This is a genomic window from Sorangium sp. So ce590, assembly GCF_051521365.1.
Lineage (GTDB): Bacteria > Myxococcota_A > Polyangia > Polyangiales > Polyangiaceae > Sorangium.
Map to the genome: position 1 here is coordinate 2,795,686 of NZ_CP150346.1, position 15,555 is coordinate 2,811,240.

The following is a 15,555-nucleotide window of genomic DNA, read 5'->3' on the forward strand; positions in this document are numbered from 1 at the left end:
GCCGCGACTCGCGATCTCGACGCGGGTGTGCGCCTCGCCGGCGGGGGATCTCGGCCTGTCCTTCTCGGCGGGAGGTCGGGCCTGCCTTCCCCTGGAGGATCTGCGGCGCGCGTTGCTATGCTGTCGCCCGATCACCCCTCGAGGTCTCATCGTGCATGAATTCACCGTGACAGGCCCGCTCGTCGGCGGGGCCCTCATCGGCCTCAGCGCGTCGCTGCTCCTGCTCTTCAACGGGAGGGTCGCCGGCATCAGCGGCATCTTCGGCGGGCTCCTCTTCCGCGAGCCCGGCGACACCGCCTGGCGCGCGGCGTTCGTCGCGGGCCTCCTCCTCGGCGGCCTCGCGCTCGCCGTCGCGCATCCCGGCGCCTTTCCGCCGGCGGGCGGCGGCTCGCTCGGCCTCATGGTCGCCGCGGGGCTGCTCGTCGGCCTCGGCGCGCGGCTCGGCAACGGGTGTACGAGCGGCCATGGCGTCTGCGGCCTCAGCCGTCTCTCGGCCCGCTCGCTCGTCGCCACGATGACGTTCATGGCGACCGCGGCCATCACCGTTTACGTCAGCCATCATCTGCTCGGAGCGGCGCGATGAAGCAGAGCGCGCTCGCGCTCGTCACCGGCGCGCTGTTCGCCGTGGGGCTCGGCGTCTCCGGCATGACCCAGCCGTCCAGGGTCATCGGCTTCCTCGACCTCGCCGGCGACTGGGACCCGAGCCTCGCATTCGTGATGGTGGGCGCGATCTCGGTGCATCTCCTCGCCTACCGTGTCCTTCGCTGGCAGCAGCGCGTTGCCGCCGCCCGCGCGCCGCGCTTCCCCCTCCTGGCCGATCGCGTCTCCCTCCCGACCCGCAGCGGCGTCGACGCGCGCCTCCTCGGCGGCGCCGCGCTGTTCGGCGCCGGCTGGGGGCTGGCCGGTTACTGCCCCGGGCCGGCGCTCGTCTCGCTCGCGACCGGCTCCGGCGTCGTCCTCGCCTTCGTCCTGGCGATGGCCGCCGGGATGGCGATCGAGCGCCTCGCCACCGTCACGACGGATCGGCGTCCTCCACGTGACGCAGGCCGGGAAGGGCGGCAAGCTCAAGCGCATCGCGCCGATCGCCAACAAGGACGTTGACGGCGTGGAGCGGGCCGCCCCGCGCGCGGCCCAGGTGCGCTTTCTCTGAGCGAGCCGGCCGCGCCCTCCATGGCGTGCTCCGCTCTTCCCAGGTGGGGACGGCAGGTTGCGACGCTGCCCGTGGCGGCGCCAGCTGGCGCCCTGGAACGGCCGCGCTCGAGGAGTGGAATATTGAGAGTGCTCGATGATCTATCCGGTTTGTCGATGTTCGTGCGCATCGTCGAGGAAGGCTCGCTCAGCGCGGCCGGCAGGGCGCTCGGCCTGCCGAAGGCGACGATCAGCCGCAACCTCGCGCTGCTGGAGAAGCGGCTCGGCGCACCGCTGTTGATCCGCTCCACGCGCGCGCTCAGCCTGACGGATGCTGGAAGGCGCTTCTTCGACAGGGTAAAACCCATCGTTCGGGACGCGCAGCAAGCGACCGCCGAGGTCAAGAGCCACAATGCGGCTCCCGCGGGGCTGCTGCGCATCGCCGCGTCCGTCGCCTATGGTCAGGCGGCGATCGCGCCCCGCCTGCTGGCGTTCATGAAGCGTTATCCCGCGGTTCGCATCGACCTGCATCTCCATGATCGGCGCGTCAACCTGGTCAGCGACGGCTACGACCTGGCCATCCGCATGGGCGCGATCGGAGACAGCGATCTGGTCAGCCACAAGCTGGCCGATATCCATATGGTCATCGTCGCTTCGCCCGGCTGGCTTGAGCAGCACGGCGCGCCCCGGAGACCCGGCGACCTCGCCCGGCATGTCGCCGTCGTCACGCGGCCCGACATCGTCCGCTGGCAAGTCGGCGGGGAGACCGTTCGTGTCCCCTGGCGCATGAGCACTGGCAACATGATCGTCACGCGGGACGCCGCGAGGGCCGGGCTAGGGATCGCTCTCGTACCCGAGTTCCTCGCGTCGCGTGACCTGGAAGGCGGCTCGCTGGTTCGCCTGCTCCCCCACCTGGAGCTGCCGGTCATTCAAGCAACCGCCCTGTATACCCGGGGCGCCAATCGATCGGTGGCGCTGCGCGCCTTGCTCGACGACCTCCTGGCCAGCCGGCCCATCGAAGTCGACGCCGCGCCGTGACTGGAGCGGCGGTCACCCGCTTCGGATACGGGCCCACCTCGACGTTTTCGGTGCTCGGCGTACTGGAGTACGCCTGCGCGCCGAAAACGCCGATCTGGGCCCGTCTCCTGTGCGGGTGACCGCCGCTCTGCGCGGCATTTACCAGAGGGGGGTGACCGTCGCTCTAGCCGGATCGACGGAACCGGTCCAGCAGCCGCCGGAGCAGCCCGGGCTTCTTGGCCGGCGCTTCCGCCGCGGCCTCCTGGTCGCGGCGTCCCGAGCTGGGCGCGGCGTCGCGGGACTTCGCCGCGCCGCCATCGCGGGGCTTCGCCGCGCCGCCATCGCGGGGCTTCGCCGCGCCGCCATCGCGGGGCTTTGCCGCGCCGCCATCGCGGGGCTTCGCCGCGGCGGACGCCGTGAGGTCGTCGCGGGCGGCATCCGTGGCCTGGGCCGTCGTGCGCTCCGCCGCCTGGCTCGGCGCGGGGTTCGCTGCCTTCTTGCCGGCTCGCGCCTGCACCTTGGCTTTCATCGCCTCCTTGGCGGTGAGCGCCGGCTTCTTCTTCCGCGGGAACGCGGGGCTGGGAGGAGGCACCCACGCGGTCTCCCGGCGCGGCTCGGAGGGCGCCGCCGTTTCCGGTGGCGGCGGCGGAACCGGGGCCGCCTTGTGGGGCGCGGCGCGCTGCGGCTGCCGGGCCGCATTGCGAGGAGCCTCGGGCTCCCCGCCGGCAGCGGCGCGCTTCGACGCAGCGAGATCATCCGTCCGTGCTGCGTCACCCTGCGCAGGATCCCCTGCGACGGCCGCGCGGCGCTCTCGCGTGGCGGCGCCCGGCGCGGTTCGGGGTGCGGGCGCACGGGTCGGGGGAGCGTCGCCGGCGCGGTCGACGTCTGCCCGTCCGCGGTGGGGCGCGCCATCTCGCGGCGCCCTGGCCCTGTCCGCCGGGCGGTGCTCTGTCGCGCCGCCGTCGCGAGGGCCTACCGCACGGCCGTCGCGAGGGCCGCGCTCCACCGGCCCGCGCTCGCGCGCTCCACGCTCGTCCGATCCACGTTCCCCTGGGCGTGCCGGGGGCCGCGGCGACGGCTCCTGCGCGGGCGCCGGCGTGCGCGGCCGTCGCATGTCGATGACCCGCGGAGGCCGCGCGCGAGCAGGCGCTGCGGTGGCTGGCGCTGCGGCAACGGGCGCCGTGTCCGCAACGCCCGCTCGGGCTGCTGCTGCACCCGTCGTCGCGGGGGCCGCCGTGCCGTCGGGGGACGTCGCCGCGCTGCCCTCCGCCGCCCCTCCGGCGGTCTCGGTCGCTCTCTGGTCCGGCGCGCGCTCCTCGACGGGCTCCGCGTGTTCCGGCTGCCCCGCCCCGTTTTCCGCTGTGTTTTGCTCGGCCATGGGGCTCCTCCATAGCGTTGTCCGGCGCTCCGCGAAACCGGATCTCACCGCCTCCCCCGCCGTCGGCGTGGGCGTGCATCGCTTCCTCCGCCTGGACCTGGGTGATCCGCGCGGGCCGCTGGAGGGTGAATCGGGAAGGTGGAGGACGCGGCCGCGATGGATGACGGGGCCGCAGCGTCGCGACGCCGTCGCGGCAAGCCGGCCCGGCGCGCTCGCCCGGGCCGGCCGTCCGGCTACTCGCCCAGGTAGGGGACGAGGTTGACGGTCTCGCGGTCGAGCTGGTGAATCCCGAAGCGGCCGGCGGCGAAGAGGACCTCCTCACCGCTGGTCACGAATTTCTCGGGCCAGCCCCAGGTCTGGAAGAACGCCTGCGCCTTCGGCGCCTCCGGCTGCTCCAGGGAGATCGCCAGCACGCCGCCGGGCACCTCGAAGAGCGCGCGCATGTCGGCGGTGTGGCGCAGCGACGCCCACGACGCGAGGCGGACCGTGGAGAGCTGGTTGAACTCGGGGGTCGTCGGGTTCTCGTTCTCCGGCGGCGGAGGCGGCGTCTCCCCCGCGGGCACCGGCGAGAGCGTGGTCAGCTTCTGGTTGGGATCCCAGCCGTTGTACCACCCGTAGCCCGGACGCCAGATCAGGCTGTGGCTCAGGACGGGCAGCCCGCGGCCGTCGATGGAGATCGCGTTGACCTGCCGGTTCGGGAACTGCTGGTACTCCTGGAGGTACGCGAGCCCCTGGTGCAGCTCGAGCCGGGCGATCGCCGTCTCGATGAACTGCTGGCCCCACACCCTGTCCCTCGCGTAGATCGAGTCGCCCTGGATCGCGAGGATCTCCCCGGGCACGTTGATCCCCGGGTCGAGCGCGGGCTGCGACGGGTTGGACAGGTCGAGGTGCGTGAGGAAGTACTGCGTGTGCGGCCGCGGGTCGTCCGGCGCGCCGACCGAGCGCTTGATGTTGAAGTAGAGCTCGCCGTTGTCGTTGAGGACGTTCACCGTCTCGCTGTTGTCAGGCAGCGTTAGGGCCGGCCTTACGGTCGGGCTGTCCGGGTCGGAGAGGTCGAGCACGTGGATCTCGATCTGAGCCCAGGTGCGGCGCGGGACGTACTCGTAGCAGTAGGTCGAGGTGACCCCCGGAATGTCGTTCCGGTCGACCTCGATCGGCGTGCAGGTCGTGTCGGCGCCGACGTGGTCCGTGCACTCGGCGAACCCGCCGTTGCAGTACTCGTCGCTGCCGATCCTGCGGCACATCCGCTCTCCGGCCGTGTACGTGCAGCCCTCCTGCCCGAAGCAGGTCGGGTTCTGGATGGAGTTCGTCCGGCACGCCCAGCCGACCCCGAGATCCTCGGTGTGGCCGATGACGCGCAGGAACGCGAGCGCATCGCGCCCCGGGTGCACGGTCGAGAACGAGCTCGCCCCGCCGTAGTAGCTGCCGATCGAGGGGAGGTCGCTCGTATCGAGCGTGCCGGCCTGCCGCGGCGCGGTCGGATCGGACAGATCGATCACCTGGATATGGGCCACCTTGCCCACCCAGTTCTCGAAGGTGGTGGTCAGCGACACGAGCAGGTCGCCCACCTGGTAGAGCTGCGCGCCGAGCGGCAGATCGAAGGCGGCCACCGGCTCCACGAGCTGGGTGAGCCCGGTGCTCGGGACGACCTCGGCCTTCATCTTCCGGTTCTCCTGGGGAGTCCAGTAGAGGTCGTACGGCAGCTTGATGCGCACGCGGTGGTCGCCGAAGGCGAAGACCTTCGTGAAGTCCGGGGCGAGCTCGAGCTGGCCGAGCCGGGTCGTGGTGTCGAGGTCGTCCTGAGCGTAGAGGGTGAGCTGCTCGTCGGACACGTTCGCCGTGGCGATCTCCTCGGCGCGGAACGTGCGGCGCACCGGCGTCCCGTGCTCCATCAGGCCGCGGCGGGTCAGCGTGGTGTCCGAGAAGGTGAAGATCTGCACGCCGGAGAACGGCCGCCGGTAGTTGTCCACGGTCCTTGTCGCGGAGAACGGGAGCAGCACGAGGCCTGTCTCGGCCTCTCCGGTCGGCGCCACAGCCTCCACCGCGTCGTCGAGCACGGTGAACGCGCGATGGTCCCAGTCGGCCTCCGACCAGCTCCAGCCGTCGGCGGCGCTGTCGACCTCGGCGCGCGCCACGAGGGGGTTCGCGCTGGTCAGATCGGTGATGTCGTAGAGGCTGGCGGCGAGCCGGCGGCCGTTCGTGTCGTTCACGCCGATGCCGATCAGGCGGGTCGCGCCGAGGACGGGGCGGAAGAAGTTGTTCCACCCGGACACGATGAACTCGCTCTCCTCGACGACGTTCCCGCTCGGATCGATGGAGAAGGCGTGGAACGGGTCCTCGCGCCGGTAGGTGACCGCGAACGCCCTGTCGTCCATGAAGATGGCCCCGAAGAGCGACTGCTCGCCGCCGAAGTCCTCGCTGTCGATCGGCGCGATGTCGTCGCGATCGGACGCGTCGAACGTCTCCAGGTGGCTGGGCGTCCCGTCGGCCCACCTCGGACCGGAGAAGACGCGCAGCATGTCGTCGCGGAAGTCCATGTGGAACTGGGAGCGCACGTAGCCCGCCGTGTTGACGCTGCCGCGCAGGGCCATGGAGCCGTCGGTGTTCGAGATGTCGATGATCGAGATCTCGCTGATCTCCTGCGACCAGCTGAGATTGTTGCGCGCCACGAGGAGCACGTCGGCCTCGGCGTGGATGGCGGTCACGGCGTCGCCGAGCTCGATCCCGGGGCGCTCGACGAGCGCGTCGGCGCCGACATCGAAGCTCCTGACCAGGGTCTTGTTGACCCACTGGAACTGGCCCGGGGCGATCTCCGCGAGCTCCGATCCGTTCGAGGCGATGTAGAGCGAGGTCGCGCTCGTGCCGCGCGCGAGGCGGCTCGTCATGATGGAGCCCGTGACCGGGTACTGCGACAGGAGCTTGGGCGCGGTGCGGTCGGCGATGTCGATGAACAGGACGGTGCCGCCGGCCCGCCGCTCGACGGTGAGGCCATCGGCCTTGAGCTGGTAGCCGGCCCAGTCGTTCAGGAGCACGACCGCGCGATCGCCGACGGCGTACATCTCGACCGGGGTGCCGGCGATCTGCAGCTGGCCGAGGAATTTCGGGCTCGACGGGTCCTGGATGTCGATGACCTGGAGGCCGCGGTAGGGGTTGAGGTTGAGGAGCTGCCCGCCGCCGAGGACGCGGTAGATGTCACCTTCCTCGATATCGCGGCCACCCTCTTCTTCCTCCTCCTCTTCTTCCTCTTCTTCCTCTTCTTCCTCCTCGCCGAGGTACCCCTCGGTGAAGGGATCGTCGGCCGACGTGAACTCGCTGGGCCCCTCCGGGGTCTCGGGTTCCTCCTCCTCGGGTTCCTCCTCGTCGGGAGGTTGGGGCTCGGGCTCCTCCTCCTCGGGCGGTGGGTTCTCGTTCTCTTCTTCTTCCGGAGGGGTTTGCTCCTGGGGCTCGGGTTGCTTCTCGTCGCCCCCGCATCCCTGTCCTAACAGCAAGAGGAGCGCGGCCATCACGCTGGCCTGCGCCGATAGCACGCCTCTGAACAAAGCTCTCTTCGCCACTGCCTACTCCTCCTCAGCACCTCGCGCGAGGTGCTGAGCCTGCGCACATCGATGTGTCCTACACGGGTGACCCGCGGTTTGAACGTCCCGGTCGATGGGCGACGACGCCTCGAGTTCCGGTCGAGTGGTCGAGGACGCGTCCGGCACGGCGCAGCCCGCGATCGCCCTGGTCCTCGCGGCCTCGCGCTACCCTGGACCGTGAAGTTGCATCGCGCGGATTATCCACGTTCTGGAGGACGCGCTCAACGCGGAACGCGGTGACAGGACGGAGGCGAACGCGGATCTTCACGTGACGCAGGACGGCGTCGGGGCGGATGTCCGGCGGCGCTGGGCGGACCGGGGCGGAGTGGAGCGCCGCCGTGCTCACACGGGAGCCGCATGCCCACACCCAAGGCGGGGCGGCCCTGACTTGAGTCCCGCCGCGCGGCGCCGGTGACCCGCGGGTCGACGCGACATCGATCTTCCCTCGGCCAGCCGTGTTCCGTTGCGCTGGACAGCCGGCCCGCTGCAAGATGGCCAGCGCGCGACGCCCCGCGCCTCCCCGGCGTGGCCGTGTCGAACCGCACCGACTTCACTTCCGAGCACCACGGCCAAAGCGATGACCAACGAACCGAGATTCATCGAGAACCCCGTCCTCCGGGGCTTCCATCCCGATCCCTCCATCGTCCGGGTCGGCGAGGACTACTACATTGCGACCTCCACCTTCGAGTGGTTCCCGGGCGTGCGGCTCCACCACAGCCGCGATCTCCGCCACTGGAACCCCATCGGCTATGCCCTGGACCGCCGCTCCCAGCTCGACCTGCTCGGCAACCCTCGCTCGGGGGGCATCTGGGCGCCTTGCCTCTCCCACGCAGGCGGCGTGTTCTATCTCGTCTATACCGACGTCAAGTCCTGGGGCCACGGCTTCGTGGACGCGCACAACTACTACGTCACCGCGAGCCGCATCGAGGGGCCGTGGTCCGAGCCCGTCGCCCTGAACCGCGGCGGCTTCGACCCGTCGCTGTTCCACGACGAGGACGGCCGCGCGTGGCTCACGAACATGGTGTGGGACCATCGCCCCGGCAACAACCAGTTCCCCGGCATCGTGCTGCAGGAGCTCGACCTGCAGCAGCGCCGGCTGGTCGGCGAGCGTCGCTGGATCTTCTCCGGCAGCGGCCGCCGCCTCACCGAGGGGCCGCACCTCTACCGGCGCGGGGGCCACTACTACCTCCTCGTCGCCGAGGGCGGCACCAGCTACGAGCACGCCGCGGTCATGGCGCGCTCCCGCGGCATCGAGGGGCCGTACGAGGTCGACCCGAGCGCCCCGCTCCTGACCTCTCATCACGACCCGGGCCTCGCGCTGCAGAAGGCCGGCCACGCTTCCCTCGTCGAGACCACGACGGGCGAGTGGTACCTCGCCCACCTGTGCGGGCGGCCGCTCCCCGGCGAGCGCCGCTGCTGCGTCCTCGGCCGCGAGACGGCGCTGCAGCGGGTGCGCTGGACCGACGACGGGTGGCTCGCGCTCGACGCGGAGCGCCCGGCCACGCCCGCCGTCCGCGTGCCGGCGCCCCGGCTGCCGGACCACCCCTTCGAGGAGGCCCCGGCGCGCGACCACTTCGACCGGGGAGCGCTGGGGGTCGCGTACCAGGCGCTGCGCGACGTGCCCGACGAGAGCTGGGTGTCGCTGCGCGAGCGCCCCGGCCACCTGCGCATCCGCGGCCGCGAGTCGCCGCAGTCGCTGCACCGGCAGAGCGTCGTCGGCCGCCGCATCCAGTCGCTCCGCTGCCGCGTCGAGACCTGCCTCGAGTTCGAGCCGGCCTCGTTCCAGCAGATGGCGGGGCTCATGGCCCTGTACGACGACGAGAACTTCTTCTACGCGCTGCTCAGCCACGACGAGAGCGCCGGGCGCTCGATCGCGCTCCTCGGCAGCGAGCACGGGAAGCTGACCTGGCTCGCGCGCCCGGTCGCCTTCTCCGCCCCTCGCCTCCACCTCCGCTTCGAGCTCTCCGGCAAGGAGCTGCAGTTCTCGTCCTCGGAGGACGGCGAGCGCTTCGACGCGCTCGGGCCGGTGCTGGACGCGTCGCTCCTGTCCGACGAGCGCACCTCGCTCGGCATGGGCTTCACCGGCGCCTTCGCGGCGCTGTGCGCCCATGATCTCACGGGAAAGAGCCTCTCCGCCGATTTCGATTACCTCGATTACGCGGAGCTCCCGCAGAAGCCCTGAGCGCGGTCGGTGTCCTGAGCGGAGCGGACCCCGCGGATCTCGCTCCCCGCCACCCGGCCGAGCGCTCCTTGCGTCTCCCGTCAGGCCGCCGCCTCGCCCCCCACCGACGCCGCCATCGGCAGCGCCACGAAGAACGTCGCCCCCTTCGAGAGCACGCTCTCCACCCAGATGCGCCCCCCGTGCCCCTCGACGATGCGCTGCGCGATGGCGAGCCCGAGCCCCGTCGAGCGCTCTCCGCCGGTGCTGACCGTCCTGGCCCGGCCGAACGGGCGGAACAGCTTGCCGATGTCCTCCGGCGCGATCCCGGGCCCCTCGTCCTGGACCGACAGGATCACCTCGGCCTCGGCCCCGCCGGGCCCCGCGGCGGCAGGGGCGCCCTCGACCCGGACCCGGATGGCCTTGCCCGGAGGGGAGTAGTGAATGGCGTTGCTGATCAGGTTGTTGAGCACCTGCTCCAGCTTGTGGACGTCCACCTCGACCCGCGGGACCTTCTCGTCGCTCTCGACGACGAGCCTCATGCTCTTCTGCCCCGCCAGCACCATGTTGAGCGCCACGTTCGACTCGACGAGCTGGACGATATCCGTGCTCTTCCGGTCGAGGTTCAGCTTGCCCAGCTCGATCATCGACACGTCGAGCAGGTCGTTGATGAGCGAGAGCATGAACTTGCTCGAGCTCCTGATCATCTCGATGATCTCGACCCCGCCCTCCCGGAGCAGGGACGACGGCTCCCCGCGCCGGTGGGTCATCAGCATGAAGTCGCTGTAACCCAGGATGACGCCGAGCGGGTTCCTGAGGTCGTGGGCCGCCATGCCGACGAAGCGGTTCTTCTCCTCGTTCAGCCGGACGAGCTCCGTGTTCTTGGCCGCGAGCTCCTCGTGCATCTGGAGGAGCTGCCGGTTGCTCTCCTCCAGCGTGTCGGCGTACTGCTTGAGCTTGAGCTGGCTCCGCTTGTGCTCGATGGCGTAGCGGATCGTGCGCTCGAGGACCTGCGCGTCGAACCTCCCCTTCATGAGGTAATCCGCCGCGCCCGCGCTCATCGCGGCCATGTCGATCTCCTCGTCGCCGACCCCCGTCAGCATGATGATGGGGATCGCGCAGCCGAGGCGGTTCGCCTCGTGCACGACCTCGAGGCCGGTGCGGGCGTCGAGCCGGAAATCGAGGAGGCAGACGTCGTAGCCGCCGGCGAGCAGCGCCTCGATCGCCTCGTCCGAGGTGCTCAGCCACGTCACGTCGTAGCGGGTCCGGGAGACCTCGCGGAGGAGCCTGCGCGTGACGAGATGATCGACCTCGTCGTCATCCACCAGAAGGATCTTGATCTCGCTGTCGTTCATCAGGAGCCTCGACGCCGCCGACCTCGCGGGCCATCGGCGATCTCGCGCCGACAGGCCCCGCGCCACGGCGCCCGCGCTGGCGCCGTGGTCATGGTCCTCGTTCTGAACCTCATTGCCGGCGCTTCTGCTCGTCGGCGACGCCCACGAGCGCGCGCGCCAGGGTGATGAGCTGCCCGGCGTCGAACGGCTTGACGAGGAACGCCGAGGCGCCGAGGCGCGACAGGCATTGCCAGTCGGCCGCGCCCCCCGTCCCGGTCGCCACGACGATCGGGAAGTCCCCCTGCGGGAGCTCCCGCACCGCCGCCGTGAGCGAGATGCCGTCCAGGCCGGGCATGTCCAGATCGAACACGCCGAGCGACGGGGGGTTCGCCTCGATGGCGGCGAGCGCCGTCGTGCCGTCGGGCGCGGTCTCGATGACGGCGCCGGGCAGCGCCTGCGCGAGGACGCTGACGAGGAAGCTGCGGAACGACGGGCTGTCGTCGGCCACGAGGACGCGCGTCGCGCGGGTGTACGCCGGCATGGCGCCGCGGGCGTCGAGGAGCGCCTCGCGCAGCGCCTCCGCGCTCGCCGTGCGCTCCTCGGGCTCCTTGGCCAGCGCCCCGAGCACCGGCGCGTCGAACGACGCGGGGAGGTCGAGGCAGAGCTCGCTCGGCGGGATCGGCGGCTGAACCGCGTGCTGCATCACCAGATCGACGGTGCTCGTGCTCTGGAAAGGCAGGCGGCCGGCGAGCAGGTAGTAGGCGACCACCCCGAGGGCGTAAACGTCGATCCGCGGCAGCAGCGCGGGGTCGAGGTGCCGGCCCAGCGCCACCTCGGGCGCCAGGTACGCCGGGGTGCCGGAGAAGGCGAGCTCGATCCGATCGCCGCGCGGGATGCGCTTCGCGAGGCCGAGATCGGCGACCACCACGCGCAGGGCCTGGCCGACGAGGATGTTGCTCGGCTTGATGTCGCGGTGGGCGATGCCCGAGGCGTGGATCGCCGAGACGCCGAGGCAGACCTGGTCGAGGAGGCTCAGCGCCTCGTCGAGGACGAGCCGGCCGCCCTTGCTGTGGACGTAGGTGTCGAGCGTGACCCCGGGCACGTACTGCATCACGAAATACGGGGCGTTGGCGTACTCCCCGAACGCATGGATCTCGACGACGTTCGGGTGGTGGACGCGCGCCATCGCCCGCGCCTCCGCGAGCAGCCGGGCCTGCATCTGCGCGTTGTCGAGCTGCTCCGGCCGGAGCAGCTTGATGGCGACGTCCCGCTGGAGCTGCTCGTCGCGCGCCAGGAGGATGACCCCCATGGCCCCCTCGCCGAGGCGGCCGCGAATGCGATAGACGCCTCCAAGTAAAGTGCCATCGGGCGGCACCTGAACGTGGCCTCCGCCCTCGTGCATGCTCGAGCGCGTGGCGGCCAGCGCCAGGTCCTCGTCGCTGAGCGTCGAGCTGTCGACGGGCCGCTCGACGGGCGGCTCGACCCGCACGGGAGATCGGTCGCGCACGACGGTGTCGACGCCCGGCAGCGTATCCACGACGTCGTGCACGAGCGGCGCCGGGGGATCGCCGCCATTCTCGCTTCCGGCACTGAAGCCGGGCGGGCCGTCCGCCGCGTCTGTCATAGAGCGCATGATACGTGCCCTGCTCATGCCTATCAACGAAGAGCGACACGTGCTGCAGCTGCGAAGCGGCGTGCACGCGACTGTTGGTGGACGTGCCGCGGGCGCGTCACGTCCGCCGCCATCGCTGTGCACGCGTCCGCGCGGCGTCAAGCACGATGTCGAGGGTGTGTCGGAATGCCACGCTGCTCAGCGCGGCTGGTCCCTCGCGCCGAGCGGCGCGCGCCAGCACGGCTAGGCGTCTCGCATGAGGATCGGCTCCAGCCGGGGCAGCCTCGGCAGTAGCCGCTTGCTGATGCGGACTGCGCGGAGCACCTGGAAAGGGTCCTGGAGGAGCGTGCGGGGGGGCCTGCGGTGCATCCGCGCGAGCAGCGCGCCGAGCGGGTGCTTGAGCTGCTGCTGCGTCGCCACCATGGTGCAGAGCAGATCGGCGCCCGCCGTGATCAGCGGCCCGGCGCCGTAGCGCGGCTGGCCGAGCCCGAAGACGTAAAGGTTCTTGTGGCTCGGCGGGACGATCCCGTCGATGAGCTGGGGCAGGCCGTCCTTCCAGGCGATCACGCCGTCCGCGAGGAAGGGGAAGCTGACGCGATATCCGGTGGCGGCGACGATGAGGTCGAATCGCTCGCGCGCCCCGTCGGCGAACTCCACGGTGTCGCCTTCGACGCGCCGGATGTCGGGGAGGGGCGTGATCCTGCCGTGCCGGAGGTGATAGAGCAGCTCCGAGTTGAGGGTCGGGTGCCGCTCGAACGGCTCGTGATCGGGGTGGGGGAGCCCGTAGCGCTCGTAGCGGCCGACGGAGAGCCGGACCAGGCTCTTGACGAAACGTCGCTGGAACCAGGGCGGCATCCAGGGTTTGAGCAGCTCGATGGTGGGGACGCCGAGCATCATCTTCGGCAGGAACCAGTAACCTCGGCGCAGGCTGATGTGCGAGGAGGCGCCGAACCGCGACGCCTCGACCGCGATGTCGCACGCGGAGTTGCCGCCGCCGAGCACGAGCACCCGCTTGCCGGCGAGCTCCTCCGGGCTCCTGTAGTGCTTGGCGTGGATGAGCTGGCCGCTGAAGGTGCCCGGGAGGTCGGGCATGCGCGGGTCCCAGTGGTGGCCGTTGCAGACGACGACGCCGCCGTAGATGCGCGTCTCGCCGCCCGACGGGCCGCTCAGGGTCACCTCCCAGCGGCCGTCCCCCCGCGGGGCGACGCGGGTGACCCGCGTGCGGAAGGCGATGTGCTCCCGGAGCCCGAAATGCTCGGCATAGGCGCGCAGGTAGTCGAGCATCTGCGCGGCGCTCGGGAAATCGGGGTAGTCCGCGGGCATCGGGAAGTCGGGGGACTCGGTGGTCCTCCTCGACGAGATGATGTGCACCGTCTCGTAGACGCCGTGGTACCAGTTGCCGCCCACGTCGTCGTCCGCCTCGAAGACGTCGAACGGGATGCCGCTCCGCTTGAAGGCCCGAGCGACGCCGAGCCCGCAGAACCCTGCGCCGATGATCGCGTGCTTGTGCTCGTAACCGCTCATGGCGTCCGCCCGGCGCTCAGGAGACGCCGATCCCGGCGAGGTAGGCCCTCGCGAGGTGGATGTTGTCGTTCTGGGAAGGGTGGAAGTCGCGGCGCACGTACTCGCGGATGCCGCGGAGGAACACGCCTTTCAGGACGGACCTGCGCCTCGTGAGCGGGAGTCGCTCTGTCGACGATCCGAGCGGCCCGCACGCTCCGCGCTCTCCGCGGTCGCCGCGGCGGGGGAGCTCCTGGGCGAGCAGCACGAGCAGGGCGGCGAGCCAGAACATCGAGAGGGTGACCGTGGCGAGCGCGAAGCCCAGGATGCGCAGGGCGTAGCTCGGGTTGACCAGCTTCAGCACGTCGAAGGCGACGGTCTTGTGCTCGATCTCCTCGGCGGCGTGCCAGAGCAGGAGCGCCCTCGCGGTCGGGTGGGCGAGGTCGAGCGTCCCCTCCTGGAGCGCGTCCTCCGCCATGATCGCGGTGTAGTGCTCGAGGGCCGCGGTGACCGAGAGCCGCAGCGCGGGAGAGCAGACGCGCTCGATGCCGTCGTAGGCGACCCGCTCGTAGGCGCGGAGGAACCGGTCGATCTCGTAGCCCTGCCCGCGGAGCAGGTCGAAGAACCGCTCGTGCGCCTTGGCGTGGTGGCCCTCCTGCCCGAAGAACGCCTTCACCTGGGCGCGCAGCGCCGGGTCCTCGACGCGGTCGGCGTAGCGCGCGACGCTGCGGATGAAGAAGCGCTCGCCCGCGGGGAACAGCAGGTTGACGGCGTTGGCGACGTGGGTCGGCAGCGCCTGGCCCCCGAGCCAGTGGCGGGTGAGGCCCTGCTCGAACGCCACGGGCGGCTTGCGCGGTCTGAGGGGCGACGGGTCGGTGATCATCGAGCTCTCCTTCCTCCCGAGGTGCCCTCCGGTGCCGGTCGAGGGGCCGGAGGAGCCGGTCCCGGGCGCGCCGCAGCGCGGCGCAGCTCAGGGTACGGGCGCCGATCCGTGTTGATATCAGCTATTGAACGGGAGTCAATAGTGTCGCGGGCGACGCACGTCGTCGGGCGGGTGGGGCCAGGGGTTGTTGCGGCGGCTCGGTGGCTCGCAAGCGCGAGCTCCACCGGGCGTGCGCGGGGCGCCCTCTGGCATCGCGGGGCGGCTCTGCGGTGATCCAGATTGCGGGGGAGCCTGCATGCTCAGGGCAAGGAAGCGGGCCGTGTCGGTCGCCGTCCGGACCGGGATGGCAGGGCTTGTGCTGGGCGAGCGGAGAGGTCCGGGGGATGAGGTGGCGCTTGAAATTATGTTGGACTCAGTGGCTCTTTGTACTCGCCATACAGGCTCACGATCTCTTCGCTCGCTTCCCGGGATACTTCGCCAATTTTGGCAGGAAACGCCTCGCGCCGGAGCTCGCAGGCCACCTCGCCGCGCTCGTCGACGAGCCGCTCCGACGCTCACGCCCTTCGGCCTTTTCGAAGGGCTTGGGGATTGGCCATCCGCTCTTCAAGCCAAAGCACGACCGCCTGAAGGCTCCGCGCAACCAGTTCGTTGAGAGGGCTGTCCCAATTGTCATCGGCAACAAATATCGCTCGATAGCTGCCGTCTGGGCTCAGTGCCGGATACCACCCCCACGTCCACCGCGACCTGATAATGGTCGTGCCGCGCCGAGAACATATCTTCTTCGAAGTACTCCCACCGTTCGTCGCTCGGATCGTTCATGGTGCTCGGATCGATCTCGCACAGATTGTTAATCACGATTCGCCAGTCGGCTGGGACACGGAGAGGCTGAAGGGGAGCTATGTGGAGAGGTTTCATGGCTTTGCCGCTGGAATAAAGATTGGCGATGTGCTCGCGTATGTCCAAGCAGATC

General features: G+C 70.7%; 11 protein-coding genes. 4 read left to right on the forward strand and 7 right to left on the reverse strand.

All coding sequences use genetic code 11. The features are described 5' to 3' along the window. Positions 1-151: 151 nt before the first annotated feature. The 3 genes from WMF28_RS10660 (at position 152) to WMF28_RS10670 (ending at position 2,166) form a co-directional block, all read left to right on the forward strand. Positions 152-583 (forward strand): YeeE/YedE family protein, encoded by a 432-nt coding sequence (locus WMF28_RS10660; protein ID WP_437602061.1) that lies wholly within the window; start codon positions 152-154, stop codon positions 581-583. After that, positions 580-1,101: a DUF6691 family protein gene (locus WMF28_RS10665; RefSeq protein ID WP_437602062.1), complete on the forward strand. Its 522-nt coding sequence runs from the start codon at positions 580-582 to the stop codon at positions 1,099-1,101. The genes WMF28_RS10660 and WMF28_RS10665 overlap by 4 nt, the downstream gene beginning before the upstream one ends. Before the next feature lie 177 nt (positions 1,102-1,278). After that, a complete protein-coding gene (locus WMF28_RS10670; protein ID WP_437602064.1) occupies positions 1,279-2,166 on the forward strand; it encodes a LysR family transcriptional regulator in 888 nt (295 codons plus the stop codon). A 163-nt stretch (positions 2,167-2,329) separates the two neighbouring features. On the opposite strand, the gene WMF28_RS10675 is transcribed toward WMF28_RS10670, so the two are convergent. Both WMF28_RS10675 and WMF28_RS10680 read right to left on the reverse strand, forming a co-directional pair. Then, positions 2,330-2,737 carry a hypothetical protein gene (locus WMF28_RS10675; protein WP_437602065.1) on the reverse strand — a complete coding sequence of 136 codons (408 nt, stop codon included), beginning with the start codon at positions 2,735-2,737 and terminating at the stop codon, positions 2,330-2,332. Between the two features lie 1,019 nt (positions 2,738-3,756). Next, complete coding sequence (locus WMF28_RS10680) at positions 3,757-7,011, reverse strand: beta-propeller domain-containing protein (protein WP_437602066.1); 3,255 nt, start codon at positions 7,009-7,011, stop codon at positions 3,757-3,759. Between the two features lie 664 nt (positions 7,012-7,675). Here WMF28_RS10680 and WMF28_RS10685 point away from each other — a divergent pair. Further along, a complete protein-coding gene (locus tag WMF28_RS10685) occupies positions 7,676-9,280 on the forward strand; it encodes a glycoside hydrolase family 43 protein (RefSeq protein WP_437602067.1) in 1,605 nt (534 codons plus the stop codon). Positions 9,281-9,360: 80 nt separating this feature from the next. Here the strand turns inward: WMF28_RS10685 and WMF28_RS10690 are convergent, their stop codons facing one another. From WMF28_RS10690 to WMF28_RS10710, 5 genes are all read right to left on the reverse strand, one after another. Further along, positions 9,361-10,611 carry an ATP-binding protein gene (locus WMF28_RS10690; RefSeq protein ID WP_437602068.1) on the reverse strand — a complete coding sequence of 417 codons (1,251 nt, stop codon included), beginning with the start codon at positions 10,609-10,611 and terminating at the stop codon, positions 9,361-9,363. Between the two features lie 109 nt (positions 10,612-10,720). Beyond that, positions 10,721-12,214, reverse strand: coding sequence for a protein kinase domain-containing protein (locus WMF28_RS10695; protein ID WP_437602069.1), 1,494 nt, complete (start codon positions 12,212-12,214; stop codon positions 10,721-10,723). A gap of 231 nt (positions 12,215-12,445) precedes the next feature. Continuing rightward, positions 12,446-13,726, reverse strand: coding sequence for a flavin-containing monooxygenase (locus WMF28_RS10700; RefSeq protein ID WP_437602070.1), 1,281 nt, complete (start codon positions 13,724-13,726; stop codon positions 12,446-12,448). A 16-nt stretch (positions 13,727-13,742) separates the two neighbouring features. Further along, positions 13,743-14,585 carry a metal-dependent hydrolase gene (locus tag WMF28_RS10705; RefSeq protein ID WP_437602071.1) on the reverse strand — a complete coding sequence of 281 codons (843 nt, stop codon included), beginning with the start codon at positions 14,583-14,585 and terminating at the stop codon, positions 13,743-13,745. Positions 14,586-15,254: 669 nt separating this feature from the next. Further along, positions 15,255-15,548 (reverse strand): hypothetical protein, encoded by a 294-nt coding sequence (locus WMF28_RS10710; protein ID WP_437602072.1) that lies wholly within the window; start codon positions 15,546-15,548, stop codon positions 15,255-15,257. Between the last annotated feature and the right edge of the window lie 7 nt (positions 15,549-15,555).